At 70.5% G+C, this 19,907-nt stretch carries 21 protein-coding genes; 13 read left to right on the top strand and 8 right to left on the bottom strand.

Going from position 1 to position 19,907, the window contains the following annotated elements; genetic code table 11:
• Nucleotides 1-12: 12 nt before the first annotated feature.
• Nucleotides 13-1,446: an FAD-dependent oxidoreductase gene (locus ODJ79_RS12425; protein WP_263023537.1), complete on the bottom strand. Its 1,434-nt coding sequence runs from the start codon at nucleotides 1,444-1,446 to the stop codon at nucleotides 13-15.
• Nucleotides 1,447-1,563: 117 nt separating this feature from the next.
• Nucleotides 1,564-2,736 carry a glutamate--cysteine ligase gene (locus tag ODJ79_RS12430; protein ID WP_263023538.1) on the bottom strand — a complete coding sequence of 391 codons (1,173 nt, stop codon included), beginning with the start codon at nucleotides 2,734-2,736 and terminating at the stop codon, nucleotides 1,564-1,566.
• A gap of 44 nt (nucleotides 2,737-2,780) precedes the next feature.
• On the opposite strand from ODJ79_RS12430, the gene ODJ79_RS12435 reads away from it, so the two are divergent.
• The 9 genes from ODJ79_RS12435 to ODJ79_RS12475 all read left to right on the top strand — a co-directional run bounded on the left by ODJ79_RS12435 (nucleotide 2,781) and on the right by ODJ79_RS12475 (nucleotide 12,591).
• Entirely contained in the window at nucleotides 2,781-3,056 is a 276-nt protein-coding gene (locus ODJ79_RS12435; RefSeq protein ID WP_263023539.1) for a DUF6412 domain-containing protein, read from the top strand.
• A gap of 191 nt (nucleotides 3,057-3,247) precedes the next feature.
• Nucleotides 3,248-3,922 carry a YidC/Oxa1 family membrane protein insertase gene (locus ODJ79_RS12440; protein WP_263023540.1) on the top strand — a complete coding sequence of 225 codons (675 nt, stop codon included), beginning with the start codon at nucleotides 3,248-3,250 and terminating at the stop codon, nucleotides 3,920-3,922.
• A 94-nt stretch (nucleotides 3,923-4,016) separates the two neighbouring features.
• Entirely contained in the window at nucleotides 4,017-5,426 is a 1,410-nt protein-coding gene (locus ODJ79_RS12445; RefSeq protein WP_263023541.1) for a carbohydrate-binding protein, read from the top strand.
• A 180-nt stretch (nucleotides 5,427-5,606) separates the two neighbouring features.
• On the top strand, nucleotides 5,607-6,884 hold the full coding sequence (locus tag ODJ79_RS12450; RefSeq protein ID WP_263023542.1) for a chitinase: 1,278 nt from the start codon (nucleotides 5,607-5,609) through the stop codon (nucleotides 6,882-6,884).
• Between the two features lie 24 nt (nucleotides 6,885-6,908).
• A complete protein-coding gene (locus ODJ79_RS12455; RefSeq protein WP_263023543.1) occupies nucleotides 6,909-8,096 on the top strand; it encodes a carbohydrate-binding protein in 1,188 nt (395 codons plus the stop codon).
• Between the two features lie 126 nt (nucleotides 8,097-8,222).
• Nucleotides 8,223-9,860 carry an alpha-amylase family protein gene (locus ODJ79_RS12460; RefSeq protein ID WP_263023544.1) on the top strand — a complete coding sequence of 546 codons (1,638 nt, stop codon included), beginning with the start codon at nucleotides 8,223-8,225 and terminating at the stop codon, nucleotides 9,858-9,860.
• Between the two features lie 50 nt (nucleotides 9,861-9,910).
• Nucleotides 9,911-10,675 carry a 3-oxoacyl-ACP reductase FabG gene (fabG, locus tag ODJ79_RS12465; protein WP_263023545.1) on the top strand — a complete coding sequence of 255 codons (765 nt, stop codon included), beginning with the start codon at nucleotides 9,911-9,913 and terminating at the stop codon, nucleotides 10,673-10,675.
• 37 nt (nucleotides 10,676-10,712) lie between these two features.
• Nucleotides 10,713-11,126 carry a hypothetical protein gene (locus ODJ79_RS12470; RefSeq protein ID WP_263023546.1) on the top strand — a complete coding sequence of 138 codons (414 nt, stop codon included), beginning with the start codon at nucleotides 10,713-10,715 and terminating at the stop codon, nucleotides 11,124-11,126.
• Nucleotide 11,127: 1 nt separating this feature from the next.
• Nucleotides 11,128-12,591, top strand: coding sequence for a glutathionylspermidine synthase family protein (locus ODJ79_RS12475; RefSeq protein WP_263023547.1), 1,464 nt, complete (start codon nucleotides 11,128-11,130; stop codon nucleotides 12,589-12,591).
• A gap of 19 nt (nucleotides 12,592-12,610) precedes the next feature.
• Here ODJ79_RS12475 and ODJ79_RS12480 read toward each other — a convergent pair whose 3' ends face one another.
• The 3 genes from ODJ79_RS12480 to ODJ79_RS12490 form a co-directional block, all read right to left on the bottom strand.
• The gene (locus ODJ79_RS12480; RefSeq protein ID WP_263023548.1) at nucleotides 12,611-13,036 is read right to left on the bottom strand and encodes a hypothetical protein; all 426 of its coding nucleotides are present in this window, start codon (nucleotides 13,034-13,036) and stop codon (nucleotides 12,611-12,613) included.
• Between the two features lie 61 nt (nucleotides 13,037-13,097).
• Nucleotides 13,098-13,550: a hypothetical protein gene (locus ODJ79_RS12485; protein ID WP_263023549.1), complete on the bottom strand. Its 453-nt coding sequence runs from the start codon at nucleotides 13,548-13,550 to the stop codon at nucleotides 13,098-13,100.
• Nucleotides 13,543-13,908: a hypothetical protein gene (locus tag ODJ79_RS12490; RefSeq protein WP_263023550.1), complete on the bottom strand. Its 366-nt coding sequence runs from the start codon at nucleotides 13,906-13,908 to the stop codon at nucleotides 13,543-13,545. The genes ODJ79_RS12485 and ODJ79_RS12490 overlap by 8 nt, the downstream gene beginning before the upstream one ends.
• Before the next feature lie 60 nt (nucleotides 13,909-13,968).
• On the opposite strand from ODJ79_RS12490, the gene ODJ79_RS12495 reads away from it, so the two are divergent.
• Nucleotides 13,969-14,868: a Gfo/Idh/MocA family protein gene (locus ODJ79_RS12495; protein WP_263023551.1), complete on the top strand. Its 900-nt coding sequence runs from the start codon at nucleotides 13,969-13,971 to the stop codon at nucleotides 14,866-14,868.
• Between the two features lie 64 nt (nucleotides 14,869-14,932).
• On the opposite strand, the gene ODJ79_RS12500 is transcribed toward ODJ79_RS12495, so the two are convergent.
• Nucleotides 14,933-15,229: a hypothetical protein gene (locus ODJ79_RS12500; RefSeq protein ID WP_411267305.1), complete on the bottom strand. Its 297-nt coding sequence runs from the start codon at nucleotides 15,227-15,229 to the stop codon at nucleotides 14,933-14,935.
• Nucleotides 15,230-15,468: 239 nt separating this feature from the next.
• Here ODJ79_RS12500 and ODJ79_RS12505 point away from each other — a divergent pair, with 239 nt between their 5' ends.
• Entirely contained in the window at nucleotides 15,469-15,834 is a 366-nt protein-coding gene (locus ODJ79_RS12505; protein WP_263023553.1) for a hypothetical protein, read from the top strand.
• Between the two features lie 70 nt (nucleotides 15,835-15,904).
• Here the strand turns inward: ODJ79_RS12505 and ODJ79_RS12510 are convergent, their stop codons facing one another.
• On the bottom strand, nucleotides 15,905-16,903 hold the full coding sequence (locus ODJ79_RS12510) for an AraC family transcriptional regulator (protein ID WP_263023554.1): 999 nt from the start codon (nucleotides 16,901-16,903) through the stop codon (nucleotides 15,905-15,907).
• A gap of 289 nt (nucleotides 16,904-17,192) precedes the next feature.
• On the opposite strand from ODJ79_RS12510, the gene ODJ79_RS12515 reads away from it, so the two are divergent.
• Complete coding sequence (locus ODJ79_RS12515; protein ID WP_263023555.1) at nucleotides 17,193-17,549, top strand: STAS domain-containing protein; 357 nt, start codon at nucleotides 17,193-17,195, stop codon at nucleotides 17,547-17,549.
• A 605-nt stretch (nucleotides 17,550-18,154) separates the two neighbouring features.
• Here the strand turns inward: ODJ79_RS12515 and ODJ79_RS12520 are convergent.
• On the bottom strand, nucleotides 18,155-18,646 hold the full coding sequence (locus ODJ79_RS12520) for a hypothetical protein (RefSeq protein ID WP_411267306.1): 492 nt from the start codon (nucleotides 18,644-18,646) through the stop codon (nucleotides 18,155-18,157).
• 68 nt (nucleotides 18,647-18,714) lie between these two features.
• Between ODJ79_RS12520 and ODJ79_RS12525 the strand changes: the two genes are divergently transcribed.
• On the top strand, nucleotides 18,715-19,893 hold the full coding sequence (locus ODJ79_RS12525) for a serine hydrolase domain-containing protein (protein WP_263023556.1): 1,179 nt from the start codon (nucleotides 18,715-18,717) through the stop codon (nucleotides 19,891-19,893).
• Nucleotides 19,894-19,907 lie beyond the last annotated feature (14 nt).

Genomic DNA, 19,907 nt, shown 5'->3' on the forward strand with positions numbered 1-19,907 from the left:
TACAAATTCGACTCACATCGCATTGTGGACAGCCTCGGTCGCCTTCCGGGCCGCGATCAGCACCGGATCCCACACCGGCGCGAACGGTGGGGCGTACCCGAGATCGAGGGCGGTCATTTCCTCGACGGTCATCCGGTTCCACACCGCCACCGCCAGCGCGTCGATCCGCTTGGCCGCCTCGGTCCGGCCGACGATCTGCGCGCCGAGCAGCGTCCCGGTGCGCCGCTCGGCGATCAGCTTGATCGTCATCAGCGCGGCGCCGGGGTAGTAGCCGGCCCGGCTCGTGGACTCCACCGATGCCGTCACGAACGAGTATCCGGCCCGGCGCGCCTCCTTCTCGGTGAGGCCGGTGCGGGCCACCTCGAGGTTGCAGACCTTTGTCACCGCGGTGCCGATCACGCCGGGGAACGTGGCGTAGCCGCCGCCGATGTTGATGCCCGCCACCCGGCCCTGCTTGTTCGCGTGCGTGCCGAGCGGGACGTGCACCGGCTCACCGGTCAGCAGGTGTCGTGTCTCCACGCAGTCGCCGGCCGCCCAGACGCCCTCGACCCCGGTCACCCGCATCTGCCGGTCGGTGCGCACCCCGCCGGTCGCACCGACCGGGAGGCCGGCGTCCGCCGCGAGGGAGCTGTTCGCGCGTACGCCCAAGCCCATCACCACGATGTCGGCCGGCAGCGCGCCGCCCGCGGTGATCACCTCACGCACCCGGCCGCCGTCGGTGCCGATGCCGGACACCTCGGCGTCGGTGACCACCTCGATGCCCATCTCGCCGATCGCCTTGCGCACCAGCGCGCCCATCTCCGGGTCGACGGTCTTGCCCATCGGCTCGGGCGACTTCTCCAGCAGCGTGACGTCGAGGCCGCGCAGGATCATGGCCTCGGCCATCTCCACGCCGATGTAGCCGCCACCGATCACCACCGCCTTGCGCGGCTTGGGCACTCGGCCGGCGCCGCCGCCCGGTCCTTCGGACGGCGCGGAGAGCCCGGGACCCGACGGGGGTATCCCGTCCAGCCAGTCGTGGATGGCCGCGCCGTCGTCCAGCGTCTGGACGCCGAAGATGCCGGCCGCGGGTATGCGCGCCCACTCCGGGGTGACCGGGGACGCGCCGGTCGCGTACACCAGATGGTCGAAGCCTTCCCGCACCTCGCCGCCGCCGAGCAGATCATGCGCGATCACCTCGCGCCGGTCGAGGTCGATCCCGACCACCTCGTGCTGGAGCCGCACGTCGATGCCGGCCTTGCGGTGTTGCGCCGGTGAGCGCGCGACGAGCTTGTCGCGCTCGGCGACCGAACCACCGATCCAGTACGGGATGCCGCACGCCGAATACGACGTGAAGTGCCCCCGCTCGAACGCCACGATCGCCAACTTGTCGGGCCCGAGCCGCTTGCGGGCCTGCGCGGCGGCCGACATGCCCGCCGCGTCGCCGCCGATGACCACCAGCCTCACCGGCCCAGCCTATGCCCGGACCGCCTCCCGGCGCTTCGATCAGCGCTCGCGCTCGCCTTCCCGGCGCTTCGATCAGCGCTCGCGCTCGCCTTCCCGGCGCCTCGATCAGCGCCCGCGCTATGCCCGGACCGCAGTCGGGGCGCCCCGAGTGGCGTCGGCGAGCCAACTGACGACGTCGTCGACCGAGCCGCGCTGGGCCAGGATCGCGCGCTGGCGGGCGGCGCCGGTGCCGTGCTCCCGCAAGCGTCCCATCAGGACGGTGGCGATCTCCAGGTCGCCGTGGCGTTCCAGCTCCGGGCGTACGTGGTCGAAGAGTTGCCGCATCAGGCGCCAGGCCGGGCGCGGCTCGCGGGTGGCCAGGTCGACCGCCACGCCCTCGAGGCCGTCGTGCGCGGCCCGCCAGTGCGCGGCCATCAGCAGCGGATGCGGCACCTTCGGGGCCGGCACGCCCGCCCGCACGTCGCGCAGCAGGGTGGCGACCAGGGCACGGGCCAGCGCGGCCAGCAGCATGGCGTCGTCGAGGGTGGGTGTCACGTCGCCCATCCGGATCTCGACGGTCGGGTAGTGCGCGGAGAGCCGCGCGTACCAGTAGAGCATTCCCTCGTCGAGCATCGCGCCGGTTTGTTCGAGGTCGGCGACCAGCGTCTCGTACTCGCTCAGCGACTCGAGGTAGGGGGTCGGTCCGACGGTCGGCCAGCGCTCCCACATCATCGAGCGCCAGCTGGCATAGCCGGTGTCGCGGCCGCCGAACAGCGGCGAGTTGGTGGTGGCCGCGTGGAAGACCGGCAGCCAGGGCCGTAGGTGGTTGAGCAGCCGGACACCGGTCTCGGCGTCCGGGATGCTGACGTGCACGTGTGTGCCGCACATCCCCTGGCCCGGGGAGAGGTCGCCGAACTGCTCGCGCATGCGGTGGTATCGCGGCCGGTCGACGACCCGGGTCACCGGCCCGGCCGCCGGCGCGGTGCCGACCGCGAGCAGGCGCGTGCCGGCCCGCTCGGCGGCGTCGGCCACCTCCCGGCGCAGCCGGCGCATCGCCTGGTACAGGCCGTTCAGCTCGAGCTGCGGCGGGCTGGCCACCTCGATCTGGCTGCGCAGGTACTCGTGCTGCACCGAGCCGCGGATCTCGTCGGGGATCAGGTCCACGACGTGCTCGACCGCCTCGACGCCACGCGGCTCGACGGCGTCGACGAGGATGTACTCCTCCTCGATCCCGAGCGTGAGAAGGTCCTGCGACTCGGCCTCCTCGGCCATCTCCTCGGAGATCGTCGTCGCACCCGAATCGGTGTCCATGCCCTGCGAATACCCGATGGCGTTGGCGCGCTAACGTTGAACCCATGCTGCTACCGGGGATCGGGGCGCTGGCCGCCCTCGTCGACCCGACCCGCGCCGGTGCGCCGGGGCAGCTCGTTCTCGGCCTCGCCCTGGTTGCCACGGCCGTTCTGCTGATCGCCGCGGCCGCCGCGTTGCCGGTGCCTGCCCTGTTCGCCGCGCCGACCGTGCGCGCCTTTGCCCGCCGGGCCCGCGTCGCGGCCCGCCCCCGTCTGGCCGACCCCGATGCGGCCGGCCGCCCGCGTTCCCGAGCACCGTCGTTCGCCCCTGCGGCGATCTGACGGCTCGATCGCCGGCGGGGTTGACTCGCCGCTTCCGACCGTGTGACGGCTCGATCGCCGGCGGGGTTGACTCGCCGCTTCCGACCGTGTCACGGCTCGATCGCCGGCGGGGTTGACCTGCCGTGTCCGATCGTCCTTCCTGATCGCCGCCCAGCGTCCTTTTCCCAGTGGATCGCCAGGGGTGTGTCTCCATGTCTGTTCTCGCCATTCCCGGTGCCGTCGTCGGCGCCGCGCATTCCGCCATCGAATCGCTCGCGGGGCTGTTCGTCCCGATTGCTGGCGGGGCCGCCGCGGCCCTCGCCATCGTCGTCTTCACCCTGCTCATCCGTTTGTTGATCAGCCCGCTCACCTACCAGCAGGTCCGCGCACAGCGGCGGCAGGCCGCCCTGGCCCCGGACATCGCGAAATTGCGCGAGAAACACGGCAAGGACCCGATGACGCTGGCCACCGAAACGCTTGCCCTGCAACGCGCCGCGGGAGTCAGTCCGTTCGCCGCATTCCTTCCGGCATTGGCGCAGGCGCCGTTCTTCATGGTGATGTACCACGTCGCGCTGCGGGCCCCCGCCGGGTCGCTGATGGGCGTCCCGCTGACCGCCCATCTCGCCGCCGGTCTGCCGGTGTTCGCCGTGCTGCTGGCGCTGTCGGTGGCGCTGGCCTGGTGGTCCTCGCGCCGGATGAGCGCGTCGATGGCGTCGGCGACGCCGGGCGCGCCATCGATGGGGTTCCTCAGATACCTGCCCTATCTGTCCGTTCTGGCGGTGGCCTGGATGCCCCTGGCGGGCGGGATCTACCTGGTCACCTCCACCGCGTGGACCGCGATCGAACAGGCCGTCTATCGCCGGCCGGTAACAACGGGCAATCGTTGAGCGCCGATATTGACACGCTGCCGTAACAGGCGTGAAATGCGGCGTGAGAGCGCTCTCACGCCTCCTCACCCCCCTACGGAAAGGCGTTTCTACGATGGCATCTCGCAGCAGACGACGACTCCGGGTGGCGCTCGCGGTATCGACCGCGGCCATTGCCGTCGCGGCCACGGCGGTGTTCACCATGGACGCGAACGCGGCCGTACCGTCGGCCCCGGCCGGCATGACGACCGTGTTCAGCGACGACTTCACCGGCGCGGCCGGCACCGGCCTGAACACGGCGAACTGGCTCTACGACATCGGCACGTCCTACCCGGGCGGCGCGGCGAACTGGGGCACCGGCGAGGTCGAGACGATGACGAACTCGACCGCGAACGTCTACCAGGACGGCGGCGGCAACCTGGTGATCAAGCCGATCCGGGACGGGGCCGGCAACTGGACGTCCGGCCGGGTGGAGACGCAGCGCACCGACTTCGCCGCGCCCGCCGGCGGCAAGCTGCGCATGGAGGCGCGCATCCAGCAGCCGAACGTGAGCGGCGCGGCGGCGGCCGGCTACTGGCCGGCATTCTGGGCGCTCGGCGCGGCGGCCCGCCCGGTCGGGGCCACGAACTGGCCCAGCATCGGCGAGGTCGACATCATGGAGGACATCAACGGCCGGTCCTCGGTCTTCTCGACGCTGCACTGCGGCACCGCCTCCGGTGGGCCGTGCAACGAGACCACCGGCCTGGGCAGCGGCGAGCACGCCTGCTCCGGCTGCCAGACCGGCTTCCATACGTACGCGGTGGAATACGACCGCAGCGTCTCGCCCGAGCAGCTGCGCTTCTACCTCGACGGCAGCAACTACTTCACGCTGAACTCGTCCCAGCTCGACGCCACGACCTGGAACAACGCCCTGCACCACGGCTTCTTCATGATCCTCAACGTGGCGATGGGCGGCGGCTTCCCGGCCGCGTTCGGCGGCGGCCCCACCTCGGCGACCCAGTCCGGCGTGCCGATGCTGGTCGACTACGTGGCCGTCTACCAGTCGTCGGGCGGCACCACCACCCCGCCGACCACCACGCCCACCACGGCGCCGACCACGACCCCGCCGACCGGCACCACCCGGGACGCCTTCTCGAGGATCGAGGCCGAGTCGTACAACGCGCAGTCCGGCACCACCACCGAGACCTGCTCCGAGGGCGGCCAGGACGTCGGCTACATCGCCAACGGCGACTGGCTGCAGTTCAACAACGTCAATTTCGGTACGGGCGGGGTCAAGGACTTCCTGGCCCGGGTCGCGTCCGGCGCCGGCTCCGGGGTGAGCGGGCTCGTCGAGGTGCGGATCGACAGCCGGAGCAACGCGCCGATCGGCAGCTTCGCGCTCGCCAACACCGGCGGCTGGCAGACCTGGACGTCGATCCCGGGCAACGTGTCGAGCGTGACCGGGACGCACACGGTGTACCTGACCTTCAGCAGCGGCCAGCCGGCCGACTTCGTGAACGTCAACTGGATCCAGTTCCGCAAGTAGCGGTACGGCTCGATGGGGCCGGAGGCGCGACCTGCGCCTTCGGCTCTTCGGCCTGCCTGGCGAGGCGCCTGTCCGCCATCCGAAAAGATTTAAGGTTGTTTAACATTCCGCCCTCTGGACTTTTACTGTTAACAGTCCTAAAGATTGACGCATCTCAACGTGATGCATGGAGGGACGGCGATGAAGCGCTCCAGATCGGTGATCCTCGCGACCGTCGCGGCGCTCGCCGCGGGCGGCACGGCGGTCTACTTCGGCGGCGCGGCGAGCGCCGCCACCGCCTGCGCGCCGGCATGGAGCGCGACCGCCGTCTACGTCAACGGCAACTCGGCGTCGCAGAACAGCCACAACTACACCGCGAAGTGGTGGACCCAGAACGAGTCGCCGGCCACCCACTCGGGCCAGTGGGACGTGTGGGCCGACAACGGCGCGTGCGGCAGCGGCACCCCGACCACCCAGCCGACCACGACGCCGCCGACCACCCAGCCGACGACCACGCCGCCCACTACGCCGCCCACCACGCCGCCGACCACGTCGCCCACCACCCAGCCGCCGAGCGGCACCCTGCCGGCCCACTTCCTGACCGGGTACTGGCAGAACTTCTACAACGGCGCGGCCGCCCTCAAGCTCGCCGCCGTCCCGACCACCTACGACCTGGTCGCGGTGGCCTTCGCCGACGCGACCTCGACCCCGGGCGCGGTGAGCTTCACCCTCGACTCCGGCCTCGCGGGGCAGGTCGGCGGCTACACCGACGCCCAGTTCAAGGCCGACATCGCCACCCTGCACTCGCGCGGTAAGAAGGTCGTCATCTCGGTCGGCGGGCAGAACGGCACGGTCAGCGTCGCCGACTCCGGCTCGGCCACCAACTTCGCGAACTCGGTCTACTCGCTGATGACGACGTACGGCTTCGACGGCGTCGACATCGACCTCGAGAACGGCATCAACTCGACCTACATGGCGAGCGCGCTGCGCAGCCTGCGGGCCAAGGCCGGCGCCAACCTGATCATCACGCTGGCGCCGCAGACCATCGACATGCAGAGCACCGGGTCGTCGTACTTCGCGCTGGCGCTGTCCATCAAGGACATCCTCACCGTGGTGCACACCCAGTTCTACAACTCCGGTTCGATGCTCGGCTGCGACCAGAACCAGGCGTACTCGCAGGGCACCGAGAACTTCCTGACCGCGCTCGCCTGCATCCAGACGCAGGGCGGTCTGCGCCCCGACCAGGTCGCGCTCGGACTCCCCGCGAGCTCGTCCGCGGCCGGTGGCGGCTACCAGTCGCCGGCGAACGTCAACGCCGCCCTCGACTGCCTGGCCCGCGGCACCAACTGCGGCACGTTCAAGCCCCCGGCGACCTATCCAGGCATCCGCGGCGCGATGACCTGGTCGATCAACTGGGACGTCAGCAACGGCAACTCGTTCGCCAACACGGTCAAGCCCCACCTCGCCACCCTTCCCTAACTCCCCACCCCCGTAGGAGTCCCCGTGAAACTCGGCAGAAAGCTGCTGGTCGTAGCCTCGGTCGCCGCGGCCGGCCTGGCCACCGCGATCATCCCGATGACCAGCTCGAACGCGGCCGTGGCCTGTGCGCCGGCCTGGTCGTCGACCGCGGTCTACGTCAACGGCAACCAGGCCTCGCAGAACGGCCACAACTACACCGCCAAGTGGTGGACGCAGAACGAGTCGCCGGCCACGCACTCCGGTCAGTGGGACGTCTGGGCCGACAACGGCGCCTGCGGCGGGGGCACCACCACGCCGCCGACCACCGGCCCGACCACGAACCCGCCGACCACCGGCTCGAAGATGCCCTCGGCGCCGTACGTCTACCCGGGCTGGGGTGACCCGCCGGCCCCGTCGACGGTCACCGGTGCGACCGGCATCAAGGCGTTCACCATGGCGTTCGTGCTGGCCAGCGGCGGCTGCAACCCGGCATGGGACGGCGAGAGCGGCCTGACCGGCGGCGTGCACGCGAGCTACATCTCGCAGATCAAGGCGGCCGGCGCGGACGTGGTCCCGTCGATCGGCGGCTGGCAGGGCAACAAGCTCGGCCCGAACTGCACCACGGTGGACGCCCTGGCCGGCGCGTACCAGAAGATCATCAACGCGTTCGGCCTGAAGGCGATCGACGTCGACATCGAGAACACCGACGAGTTCGAGAACACCGCCGTGCAGGACCGGATCCTCGGCGCCCTGAAGGTCATCAAGCAGAACAACCCGTCGGTGAAGACCATCCTCACCTTCGGCACCTCGACGACCGGCCCGACCTACTACGGCACCCGGCTCGTCCAGCAGGCCAAGGCGCTCGGCGCGAACATCGACATCTTCACCCAGATGCCGTTCGACTTCGGCGGCGGCTCGGACATGTACTCCGCCACGGTGAACGCCTCCGAGGGCCTGAAGAACCTGCTGATGTCGACCTTCGGCTACACCGCCGCGCAGGCCTACTCGCACATGGGCATCTCCGGCATGAACGGTCTCTCCGACCAGCAGGAGACGACCACGACCGACACCTGGACCCGGATTCGCGACTACGCCAAGAACAACGGCTTCGCCCGGTTCACCTTCTGGTCGGTCAACCGGGACCGCGGCTGCGCCGGCGGCGGCGTGGTCTCGAACTGCTCCGGCATCGCACAGTCCGACTGGGCCTTCACCAGGATCAGCGCAGGGTTCTGACGGGGGCGCCACGCCAACGCCGTCCCCACGGGCAGGAACCCATCCGCTGATCAAGACGGGCGGCCGCTTCGCACGAGCGGCCGCCCGTCGGTTTTACCGGACGGCGCCGGTGGCAAATAACGGTGCATGAGTGACCGCTGGTACAAGAAAGCCGTCGTCTACTGCCTCGACATCGACACCTTCGCCGACGCCAACGGGGACGGCGTCGGCGACATCCGCGGCCTCATCGGCCGGCTCGACTACCTGGCCCGGCTCGGCGTCACCTGCCTGTGGCTCAACCCGATCCACCCCTCGCCGGACCGCGACGACGGGTACGACGTCGCCGACTTCTACAACGTCGACCCGCGCTTCGGCAACCTGGGCGACTTCGCCGAGCTGCTGCACCAGGCCGGCAATCTGGGCATCAAGGTGATCATCGATCTGGTCGTGAACCACACCTCGAACCAGCACCCGTGGTTCCAGTCCGCGCGGTCGTCGCCGGACTCGCCGTACCGGGACTGGTATGTCTGGAGCGAAAGCGCGCCCGAGGACCGCCACCAGGGCATGGTCTTCCCCGGCGAACAACGCGAGACCTGGAGCTACGACCGCACCGCGAAGGCCTGGTACTACCACCGGTTCTACGACTTCCAGCCGGATCTGAACATCAAGAATCCGGACGTGCGCACCGAGATCAAGAAGATCTGCGCGTTCTGGTTGCAGCTCGGCGTCGCCGGATTCCGGATCGACGCGGTGCCGTTCATCATCGAGGAGACCGAGCCGGGCAACCCGAACTCGCCGCACGACTACGACTTCCTCACCGACCTGCGGGACTACCTGCAGTGGCGCAAGGGGGACGCGATGCTGCTGGCCGAGGCGAACGTCGAGCCGGCCCAGCTGCCCAAGTTCTTCGGCGACTCGGGCGGCTCGAACAGCCGGCTGCACATGCTGTTCGACTTCATGCTGAACGCCCGGCTGATGCTTGCGCTGGCCCGGCAGGACCCGGAGCCGATCATCGAGGCGCTGCGCGAGACGCCGAAGCTGCCCGAGGGCGGCCAGTGGGCGACGTTCCTGCGCAACCACGACGAGATCGACCTCTCCCGGCTGACCGCCGAGCAGCGCGCCGACGTCTTCGCCGAGTTCGGGCCCAAACCCGAGATGCAGCTGTACGGGCGGGGCATCCGTCGCCGGCTCGCGCCCATGCTCGGTGGCGACCGGCGGCGACTGGAGCTCGCGTACTCGCTGCAGTTCAGCCTGCGCGGCACGCCGGTGCTGCGCTACGGCGAGGAGATCGGGATGGGCGACGACCTCGCCCTGGAGGGTCGCGACGCCATCCGTACGCCGATGCAGTGGTCCTTTCTGCCCAACGCCGGCTTTTCCTCGGGCGAGCCGGTGCGCCCGGTCATCTCCGACGGGGAGTTCGGCTACCAGCGGGTCAACGTGACGTCGCAGCGGCAGGACCCGACCTCGCTGCTCTCCTGGTTCGAGCGGATGATCCGGACGCTCCGCGAGGCCCCCGAGGTCGGCGCCGGCAGCTGCACCCATGTCGATGTGCCGACCCCGCCCGGCGTGCTGGTGCACCGCGCCGACGACACCACCGGTACCATGCTGTTTGTGCACAACCTGTGCACAAATGATGCGGTCGTCGATCTCAGCTCCGTCCACCCCGAGGCCGAGTCACCGAACGACGTTCTCGCCGACCGGGAGTACCCCGACCTGGGCAAGCTCGCCGAGGTTCCGGTCGCCGGGTATGGCTATCGGTGGATCCGGCTGCGGCGGTGCCCGTGAGCCGGGCTAAAGTCGGCCGTCGGTGCTGAGATCACTTCCCGGAGGCCGCAATGTCGCAGTCCGCACCCAGCCGCGTAGCCATCGTGACCGGAGCCGCCCGCGGCATCGGTGAAGCCACCGCCCGCAAGCTCGCCGCCGACGGCATGGCCGTCGCCGTGGTGGACCTGGACGAGGGCGCCTGCGCCAGCACCGTCACGGCGATCCACGACGCCGGCGGCACCGCGCTCGCCGTCGGCGCCGACGTCTCCGACTCGGCCCAGGTCACCGCCGCCGTCGAGCGGGTGGTCGCCGAGCTCGGCGCGCCCACCGTGCTGGTCAACAACGCCGGCGTGCTGCGCGACAACCTGCTGTTCAAGATGACCGAGGACGACTGGGAGACGGTCATGGCCGTCCACCTGCGCGGCGCGTTCCTGTTCAGCCGCGCGGTGCAGAAGCACATGGTCGACGCGGGCTGGGGCCGGATCGTCAGCCTCTCCAGCACCTCGGCGCTGGGCAATCGCGGTCAGGCCAACTACTCGGCCGCCAAGGCCGGCATGCAGGGCTTCACCAAGACCCTCGCGATCGAGCTGGGCCGCTTCGGCATCACCGCGAACGCGGTCGCCCCCGGCTTCATCGTCACCGACATGACCGCCGCCACCGCCGCCCGGGTCGGGATGGATTTCGCCGATTTCTCCAAGGCGGCGGTCAGTCAGATTCCCGTCGGTCGCGCGGGCCGTCCCGAAGACGTCGCGAACACCGTATCCTTCCTCGTCAGCGAGGGCGCCGGGTTCGTCTCCGGCCAGGTCATCTACGTGGCGGGCGGCCCGCGCGACTAGCAGGTTGCCGGTTGCTGAAGGGCGCTACAACGAAATGATGAACCGACGCATGACCTCCCGCAGCGTCACGCTGACCAGCAGCTTCCTCATGCTGGCGGCGGGCGGCGTGGCGGCCTGCGACAGCGGCAACCGGTACCGCGACGAGGGCTTCTACTGCGCCGACGAGAACGGCAGGATCGTCGACGAGGACTTCTGCGACGACAACCGCTACTACTCGGGCGGCCACCCGTACTACATCTACCACTCGCCGTCGTACGGCCGCGGCCTCGCGGTCGGCAGCCTGCTGCCGGCCGGGGGCGCCCGGTTCGCGTACAACGACAGGGCGGCGCGGTCCTCCTTCGGGCTGCCCACCACCGGGCGGATCGGCAACGGCACGGTCAAGACCAGCGTGGTGGGCAAGGGCGGCAGCGGCAGCCATTCGTCCGGCAGCCACCGGTCCGGCGGCAGCTGACGTGCGTCGAGTTCCGTACGGTCCGGTTCGCGACGGCTGGAAGCTCACCAACTACAGCCTCGGGCTGACCTACAACGACACCCAGCTGCCGGACGGGACGATGGTCTCGTACTGGCAGGAGGGGCCGTACTACGACTTCACGGCGGCCGAGGTCGAGGAGCTCGAGTCGGCCACCGCGACGCTGTTCGCGATGTGCCTCGAGGCCGGCGACTGGATGGTCAGGCAGTGCCCGCGGCACACCGTCGAGGGCCGCCGGCAGGGCTACTTCGCGTCGGTCTGCACCCCGGCGAGCTGCTTCCTCGCGAAGATCGGCATCCCCGAGTTCGCGCACGAGCAGATCATCCGCACCTGGTTCGACGGCGACGCCGAGACCTGGACGCACTACGACAAAGACCCCGACATGCGGCTGCCGATGCAGACGCCGGACTACTCGCCGAGCGTCTACGGCCGCTTCGACCTCTGGTACAACGGCGCCGGCAGCACGCCCAAGCTGCTCGAGTTCAACGCGCAGACGCCCACCTCGCTGGTGGAGAGCGCGGTCATCCAGTGGCACTGGGTCGACCAGACCGGCGTCACCCAGCACCCGTGGCGTCAGTGGAACTCGATCCACGACCGCCTGGTCGGCTGGGAGGCGGCCGACGGCGAGCCGGCCAACCCCGGCGCCTGGCGCCGCAACATCGACAAACTGCGCGAGGCCCGCACCTGGCTCCCGTCCAAACCGAAGATCTTTTTCGCGTACGAGACGAGCGAGACGTCCGGCGAGGACCGGATGAACGTCGCGTACCTGATGTCGACCGCCGAGGAGGCCGGCTATCCGGTCGAGCTGATCGCGATGAGCCAGATCGGCTGGGATGTCGCCGGCGACCGGGTGGTGTTCGTCCCCGAGCCCGGCAAGGAGCACAAGGCCGAGCCGATCGACATCATCTTCATGCTGTACCCCTGGGAATGGTTCTGGCACGAGGAGGGCGGCAAGGCCTTCTTCCGCAACATGGCCGACCCGGCGAAGCACGGCACGGTCTGGATCGAGCCGCCGTACAAGGCGGCCCTGCTGGGCAACAAGGCCCTGCTCCCGGTGCTGTGGAAGCTCTTCGGCGACGACCCCGAGCGGTCCCGCCTCCTGCTGCCGTCCTACTTCGCGGGGTCTTCCGGCGCCTCGACATTGCGGAGTTACGCGAAAAAGCCGGTGTGGGGCCGGGAGGGCGGCTCGGTCACCCTCGTGCGCGAGGGCGAGACCATCAACGACAACCCTTCCGAGTACGGCGCGGACGGGCTCTACGTCGTCCAGCAGTTGTGCGAGCTCCCCTCCTTCGACGGCCTGGAGGGCACCGTCCATCCGGTCCTGGGCGCCTGGCTGATCGACGGCGAACCGGCCGGCCTGGGCATCCGCGAGGGCGTGGGCATCGACGGCCTGGTCACGAACAACCAGTCCAACTTCGTCCCCCACGCGATCGAGTCCAGCACCTGACCGGCCGGCCTCGTCGTTCTCAGTAGGCGGCGGCTCGGACGCGGCGCCGGCGTAGGGCCAGCGTCAAGCCGATGATGGAGAGCACGACGGCGACCAGCTCGGCGACCGCTGAGAGGACCTTGCCGGGCGGGCTCCAGGTGTGCTCGTAAAGGTCGGGCAGCGGGCCGAGCTTGCCCACGTCCACGTACGTGTAAAGGGTCACCGCCACCACCGCGCTGCCCGCGACCAGCAGCGAGAGAAGCCAGGTGAGCACGCCCGGCCAGATCAGGAGCAGGACGCCGACCACAATGGCCACGACGCCCTGGATCCGGAATAGTGTGCCTTCGCTCATCGTCGAGGACTTGAACTGGTCATAGCTGTGGGCATAGTGCAGGTGGACGAACGCGTCCACGCCGAGCAGCGCGGCAGTCACCACGGCGAGCACACGCTCGCCGGCTCTGTTCATCGGTCCGGCTCCTTTCAGCAGAACTGTCCCGACCGATGCTCTACCTGTCGCGCAAGCCTGACTACGTCTCGTCGGCATCCTTTTCCGGGCGGGGGCGGTGCCGCCAGATCCACCAGAGGCCGAGGAACGGCAGGATCAGCGGGACGTAGCCGTAGCCGCTGCCGTACCGGGACCAGACCGTGTCGTCCGGGAAGGCCACCGCGTCGGCGATGCTCAGCGTGCCGACGACCAGCACCCCGACCAGCTCGATGCTGCAGCTGACCAGGGCGATGCGCCGGCCGCGCTCGCCGCCGATCGCCAGGCCGACCGTGGCGACCAGGTAGACCAGGCCGGCGAAGGCCGACAGGAGGTACGCCAGGGGCGCCTCGGAGAAGTGCGTGAAGACCTGGACCAGGCCGCGGGCACTGGCCGAGAGCGCGCCCAGCGCGTACACGAAAAGCAGCACTCGCCCGAAGCCGGTGTTGAGCGCGGAATCGGCCGGCCGGGTGCGCTGGGGGGTGGGTGAGTCAGGCAACGGTCACCGACGCAATCTGCTCGAGGCGTAGCACTAGGACCGGCAGCACCAGGCAGGCGACGCCGAGAATCAGGTTGCCCCAGCGGGTCGGCTCCATCTTCGCCAGGTAGAGGGCGACCGGGGCGAACGCGATCGTGGTGATCAGATAACCGCAGAAGGTGGCCGTGTCGGACGGGCGGGAGCCGTCGAAGAGGCCGATGACCGCCACCACGACGAGCACCGCGACCAGGACGCCGAGGACGCCGATGGCGATCAGCTCGGCGCGGCCGGGTGCGCGGTTGAGCGCGGCACGCAGCAGGAACCATGCCGCCAGCACGAGGGAGACGACGATCGTCGCGACCGACAGGGGACCGTTCACGCGGCACAGCGTACTGATCCCGGTTTGCCCGGCGGCCTGCGGCCGGATAGCTTGCGGATCATGCGCTTCGGACTGTTCGGCACGGGACCCTGGGCTCAGCTGGCGCACGCGCCGGCGCTGGCCGATCACCCGGACGTCGAGTTCGTGGGGGTTTGGGGCCGCGATCCCGACAAGGCGGGCACTCTCGCGGCGGAGCACGGCGTCCGGGCGTACGCGAACCTCGAAGATCTCATCGGGGACGTCGACGCGGTGGCGATCGCCCTCCCGCCGGATGTGCAGGCCCCGATCGCCCTGCGGGCCGCGCGGGCGGGCCGGCACCTGCTGCTCGACAAGCCGGTGGCGTTCACCCCGGCCGAGGCCGACGAGATCGCCGCGGCGGTCGACGAGCGGAACCTCGCCTCGGCGGTGTTCTTCACCCGGAGGCTGGAGCCGGTCACCGCCGACTTCCTCGCCGAGGCCCGCGCGCTCGGCGGCTGGCGGGAGGCGCGCGTCGACCACCTCGGCTCGATCTTCACGACCGGCAGCCCGTTCGGCGAGTCGCCCTGGCGGCAGCAGAGGGGTGGCCTGTGGGATGTCGGGCCGCACGCGCTCGCGCTGCTGCTCCCGGTGCTCGGTCCGGTCACCGCGGTGACCGCGATGGCCGGACCGCACGACATGACCCACGCGCTGCTGCGCCACGAGGGCGGCGCGATCAGCACGCTCACCCTGAGCGTCGACGCCGCCGCCGATCAGGTACGCCAAGAGGTCATCTTCGCCGGGGAGGCGGGGCTGCGCCGGCTCCCCGACACGGAATGGCGACCCGGCCACGCGCTCGGCCTTGCCATCTCGCAGCTGATCGCCGCCGCCGGGGGCGGCCCGAAGCCGGACATCGACGTACGGTTCGGCGCGGCCGTGACCGCCGTCCTGGCGGCCTGCCAGGAGGCGATCGACACCGGTCGTACGGTCGCGGTCGGCTCCTGAGCCTCCTCGAGTACGTGCCGACCGGTTCCGAGGTGGGCGGCGACTTCGGCGCTCCGGCCGAATCCTAGGGAACTATGCGCTCGATCACCGCCGCGCCGTCCCGCTCGAGCTCCCGGCGGGCGCGCTCGATGTTCTCCGGCGTCGGGTCACGGCCCTCCGCGACCGCCACATCCTCCGGATCCCACGGCTGGTCGGCTCCGGTGCGCCAGCGTGGCTCCTGGCCGGGCGCCAGGAACTCGGGACCGTCCCGGCCCGGGCCGCCCTCGGTGATGAAGGCGTCGACGGCCACGTCGTCGCCGATCGCGTCCGCCACCTCCTCGGACTCCTCCAGCGGTGGCCGCAACTCGTCACTCATGATCATCCTCCGTGGTTGCCGTCATACCCGTATTACCCCGCCACGCCCACGCTGACCATGGCACGGAACCGGACGATCGTGGAGTCGACCGGTCAAACTGAGCGCTAACTGGACAGGACTTGCGCGTTACGGATGGACGCTGAGTAGCTGTCCGAATACATTTTCGCTCGGCGCGTGTGAGGGCGGCGGAACCGGGGGGTCGGTCGGGTTCGATTCGCCCGGTCGTGTGGGTGAGGGAGAGATGCGTGACGAGTCTGTCCGACGCGGAACAGGACGCATGTGACGTGATGCAGTCGCTGGCCGTCCTGGCCGCCCTGCTGCGCCGGCCGGCCGGTGATCTGCCCGGCCTCGACCCGAGCGATCCGGCCGTGGAGAGGGCCCGTCAGCTGCTGCTGGGCCTCGCCGAGGACGCCGGTCAGGCCTGCGAACGGGTGGTGACCTATCTGCGCGAGCAGCGCGGCGCCGGGGACGGCGAAGTGGTCGCGGTGCCCCGCCGGCTCGGGCCGTGGCGCGAGTGGACGCCCGAGCGCGGTCACCTGTTCGGGGCGTCCGCCGGCGTGCGGCGGACCAACGGGGTGCCCCAGCCGCGCCGCTACGACCCGGGGGAGTGACACCCGTTCGGGTGACACGGATGTCGGCTGTCCCTCAGTTTGTGCGGCCCGTCCGGCGTCCGGCTGTCCCTCAGTTTGTGCGGCGCAGGGTGTCCGACGGGGCCTCGCCGAAGCGCTCGCGGTAGGCGGACGCGAACCGGCCCAGGTGCGCGAAGCCCCACCGGTGCGCGACCGCGGCCACCGTGCTCCCGCGTGGGTCGGCCTGGCGCAGTGTTTCGCGCGCCTGCAACAGCCGCACCTGCTGGAGGTACGCCATCGGCGTACACGCCAGATGCCGGCGGAATCCCTCCTGGAGCGACCGGACGCTCATCCCGCCGATCGTCGCCAGATCGCTCACCGAGAACGGCCGCTCCGGTTCGTCGTGCACCGCGTCCACCACCCGCCGGATGGCCCGCGGCGGCCCCGCGGTGGCCGGACCGGTCAGCTCGGCGAGGTACCGGTGCGGGATGCTCAGCAGCAGGCCGCTGAGCACGCTGCTGCGCAGCTGCTCGGCGATCAGCGGCTGGTGGATCAGGCTCCCCCGGTGTGCCAGCTCGTCGCGCAGCAGCCGCACCAGCCGGGCCCACGAGTGACCGGGGCCGATCGAGAGGTCGACGACCGGCGGTAGCTCGATCGGCCCGGCGACCGAGCGGCCCAGCAGGCCGGCCAGCTCCCGCTCGAGCGCTCCTCGCTTGATCTTCACGGCGAGCGTGGCGGAGTTGGCGTGCACCACGTGGACCGGGTTCCCCGGACCGAAGACAACGCCGGTCGAGGGACCGGCAACCACCTCGTGCCCGGCATGCCGGGCCTGCATGCGGCCGGTGGGCATGCTCACGTGGTAGGCATCCAACTCGGCGACGTCCAGGCTGACCGTGCCGGAGAAACTGACCTGCCCGACGGTGAGTGGTCCGAGTTGGATCACTTCCATCCCCAGGCCGAAGCCGTCCGCGCCCTCCGGCGTGCCGATGGCCACAGGGTAATAGAAGCGATCCAGCACCGAACGGGCATGATCGATATCTACACTGCTGAAGCGAGCGATGTCGGGCACTTCGGAGTACGTCGGGCCGAACGGCGGGAAGGTGTCACCCATACCGCAGCGGACTCCATCGCATACCGTGAGTATTCGCACGGGACGCCAGGCACGTCAATGTCGTGGCAGCCCGCTGACCGTTCCAGCACATTCAGGCCATATGAACTACTCTGGCTTTCCGCGCCTACGTGGCGTAACTTGCAGTCCAGCGGATTGTTGTAGGAGCGCGGTGGGAGAGTGGCGCCTGGGCGAGGCGTCCCACGTCCAGCCAGGCCACACGACCGGCGGATGTGACCTCCACGCGGTAGGTTCGGCGTCGGCCTTGCTCGACGCCAGGAAGAGGGCAGCCGTGTATCTGCCGATCACTACCCGCCAGTTGGCCGATGGCACCGTCGAGATCGCGCCCAGCGGAGAGATCGACTTGGACAACGCCCACGTGATGCGGGACGCCGTCAACGACGTCCTCACGAGCAGCACGCCGGGCAAGATCTGCCTCGACCTGCAACGGGTTATGTTGATCGACAGCATCGGCATCGGCATACTCGTCGCTTGTTTCCACACCGCTGCCGCCAGCGGGATCAAACTGGTGGTCAGCCACCCCAGCCCGACGGTCTACCGCCAGCTGTGGGTCTCCGGGCTCGTCGGCCTGCTGGGTTGCGCCGAGCCGCCCCAGGCGCGTACGTCGGTGGGCCTGCGCCCCTCCTGATCGGTCGTTCACGACGAGGGTCGGCTCGCGGCCGGCTCTCGTGCGTGTCCCCGCGGACGCCTCCCTGCGGTGCGCCCGCGACCTCGTGCGGTGCGGCCTGCCGAACTTCGCGACGAGCTGCCCCGGCGATCGTTCGTGGGCATCGGCAGACCGAAAATCATCGGCCGGATTTTCGGGCGCGCGGCCGTCGGAGATTTACCGAGAGCAACCGCTTTGCGGCGGCTTCTCCCCAGGGCCGCACCGGCCGATCCCACGACGACCAGGACAATCTGGACAGTGCCCGGCGGCAGCCTACACGTGGTGTCCCGCGGCGGGCTCCTGCGCCGTGTCCCGGGCAGCGGGCTCCCGCGTCGTACCTCGGGTGGCGGGCTCGAGCGTCGTGTCCCGGGCGGTGGGCTCCCGCGTCGTGCCCCCGGGCGGTGGCTCCCCGCGTCGTGCCCCCGGGCGGCCTGCTCGCGCGTCGTGTCCCGAGCAGCGTGCTCGCGCGCCGTGTCCCGGGCGGCGGGCTTCCTTGCCGTCTACCCGCGGGCTCCCACTTAGTGTCCCGGGCGGCGGCGCGCCCGCAGTCTCCCGGCGGCGGCAGCACCGGGCGGTGCCGGGCGGCGTCAGTCGTTGAGCTGCGTGCGCTCGATCTCGACGAAGGTGGCCTCGAGGAACAGCGGCACCGGGCGCGGGCCGAGCAGGTCGGCGGTCAGCAGGGCGGCGTGCCGGGCCAGCACGTCGGGTTTCGGCGGGGGTGTGTCGTCGTCCTCGTCGGTCACGCCGAGTGCGCCGGCCACCAGGAACAGCATCACGTGCGGGTCGACCTCGGGCTGCCACACGGCAGCCGACCGGACGCCGCGCTCGAGCACGGCGCGCACGGCCTCGCCGTCGAGCCCGGCGGGATGCGAGTCTTCCAGCAGGACGCGCACGAGCGTGCCCAGGACGAGGCCGGTCCGCGCCGGGTCGAGCGCGGCGAGGTCGTCGGCCGCGGCGGCCAGAGCCTGCTCGTCGCGGCGCTGGGCCGCCTCGACGGCGACGCAGGCCGCGGCCGCGATCGGCCGCGCCGGGGACGGGAGGTGGCGCCAGTTCTGTTCCATGGCCAGGTTCTGTTCCATGGCCAGGACCCTAGCGATGCCCTCCGACAGAACCGGAAAATGTCGGTGGGTGCTGGCAGGCTGTCCGCATGAGTTCTCCACTGCGCGATGCCATCGCCGCCCGGGTCGGGCGGGGCGAGTTCCCCGGCGTGGTCGCTCTGCTCGCCCGCGACGACGACGTCACGGTCCACACCGTGGGCGTGACCCGGTTCGGGGGCGACGTCCCGATGCGGCGCGACACCCCGTTCCGGATCACCTCGATGACCAAGCCGGTGCTGGCCGTCGCCGCGCTCATGCTCGCCGAGGATGATCGGCTCGACCTCGAGGAGCCGGTGGCCAAGCTGCTGCCCGAGCTGGCCGGCCGGCGGGTGCTGCGCGCGCCCGACGCCGCGCTCGACGACACCGTCCCGGCGGTCCGCCCGATCACCGTGGAAGACCTGCTCACCTTCACCATGGGTTATGGCCACATCGTCACACCGGACGGCATCGACCCGCCCTGTCCGATCGTCGAGGCCGCCGACGAGCTCGGGCTGGTGCTGGGCCGGCCCGATCCGCGCACGCCGCACGGCCCCGACGAGTGGGTCCGGCGGTTCGGCTCGCTCCCGCTGATCCGCCAGCCCGGCGAGACCTGGCTTTACAACACCGGCACGCTGCTGCTCGGCGTGCTGCTCGCCCGGGCCGACGACCGGCCGCTGCCCGAGATCCTGCATGACCGGGTGTTCGCGCCGCTGGGCATGAGTCAGACCGGGTTCTGGCTGCCGGCCGAGCGGGCGGCCGAGCTGCCGGCGACTTATATGACCGACCCGGCCACCGGCGAGATGACCGAGCAGACCGTGTCCGGCCCAGAGGTCTGGAGCCGGCCGCCCGCCTTCCCGTCCGGGTCGGCCGGGCTGGTCTCCACCGCCGACGACTATTTGGCCTTCGCCCGCATGCTGCTCAACGGCGGGGTGCACGGCGGCACCCGGTTGCTCTCGGCCGCGTCCGTCGCCTCGATGACGCGCAATCACCTGACCCCGGCCCAGATCGCCGACGGCGGCGTCCTTCTCGGCGGCAGCGGCTGGGGCTATGGCCTGGCGGTCACGGTCGTCGACGACGAGGTGTCCCCGCCCGGGCGGTATGGCTGGTCCGGGGGCTACGGCACGACCTGGTTCAACGACCCCGGTGCCGGGCTGATCGCGATCGTGCTCAGTCAGGTCGGCGATCTGCTGTGGAGTGGCGCACTGCAAGAGTTCAACCGCCTCGCGTACGAGGAATATGGAAGGCCCTGACCACCCCTGGGGAG

It is taken from the genome of Actinoplanes sp. KI2, assembly GCF_025630775.1.
Lineage (GTDB): Bacteria > Actinomycetota > Actinomycetes > Mycobacteriales > Micromonosporaceae > Actinoplanes.

Coding starts and splice junctions, on each gene's coding strand:
- ODJ79_RS12480 (WP_263023548.1), bottom strand. CDS start 13,036: ATGAACAGAGCCGGCGAGCGTGTGCTCGCCGTGGTGACTGCCGCGCTG.
- ODJ79_RS12450 (WP_263023542.1), top strand. CDS start 5,607: ATGAAGCGCTCCAGATCGGTGATCCTCGCGACCGTCGCGGCGCTCGCC.
- ODJ79_RS12435 (WP_263023539.1), top strand. CDS start 2,781: ATGCTGCTACCGGGGATCGGGGCGCTGGCCGCCCTCGTCGACCCGACC.
- ODJ79_RS12510 (WP_263023554.1), bottom strand. CDS start 16,903: ATGGGTGACACCTTCCCGCCGTTCGGCCCGACGTACTCCGAAGTGCCC.
- ODJ79_RS12440 (WP_263023540.1), top strand. CDS start 3,248: ATGTCTGTTCTCGCCATTCCCGGTGCCGTCGTCGGCGCCGCGCATTCC.
- ODJ79_RS12500 (WP_411267305.1), bottom strand. CDS start 15,229: ATGATCATGAGTGACGAGTTGCGGCCACCGCTGGAGGAGTCCGAGGAG.
- ODJ79_RS12430 (WP_263023538.1), bottom strand. CDS start 2,736: ATGGACACCGATTCGGGTGCGACGACGATCTCCGAGGAGATGGCCGAG.
- ODJ79_RS12460 (WP_263023544.1), top strand. CDS start 8,223: ATGAGTGACCGCTGGTACAAGAAAGCCGTCGTCTACTGCCTCGACATC.
- ODJ79_RS12525 (WP_263023556.1), top strand. CDS start 18,715: ATGAGTTCTCCACTGCGCGATGCCATCGCCGCCCGGGTCGGGCGGGGC.
- ODJ79_RS12445 (WP_263023541.1), top strand. CDS start 4,017: ATGGCATCTCGCAGCAGACGACGACTCCGGGTGGCGCTCGCGGTATCG.
- fabG (WP_263023545.1), top strand. CDS start 9,911: ATGTCGCAGTCCGCACCCAGCCGCGTAGCCATCGTGACCGGAGCCGCC.
- ODJ79_RS12495 (WP_263023551.1), top strand. CDS start 13,969: ATGCGCTTCGGACTGTTCGGCACGGGACCCTGGGCTCAGCTGGCGCAC.
- ODJ79_RS12470 (WP_263023546.1), top strand. CDS start 10,713: ATGAACCGACGCATGACCTCCCGCAGCGTCACGCTGACCAGCAGCTTC.
- ODJ79_RS12520 (WP_411267306.1), bottom strand. CDS start 18,646: ATGGAACAGAACCTGGCCATGGAACAGAACTGGCGCCACCTCCCGTCC.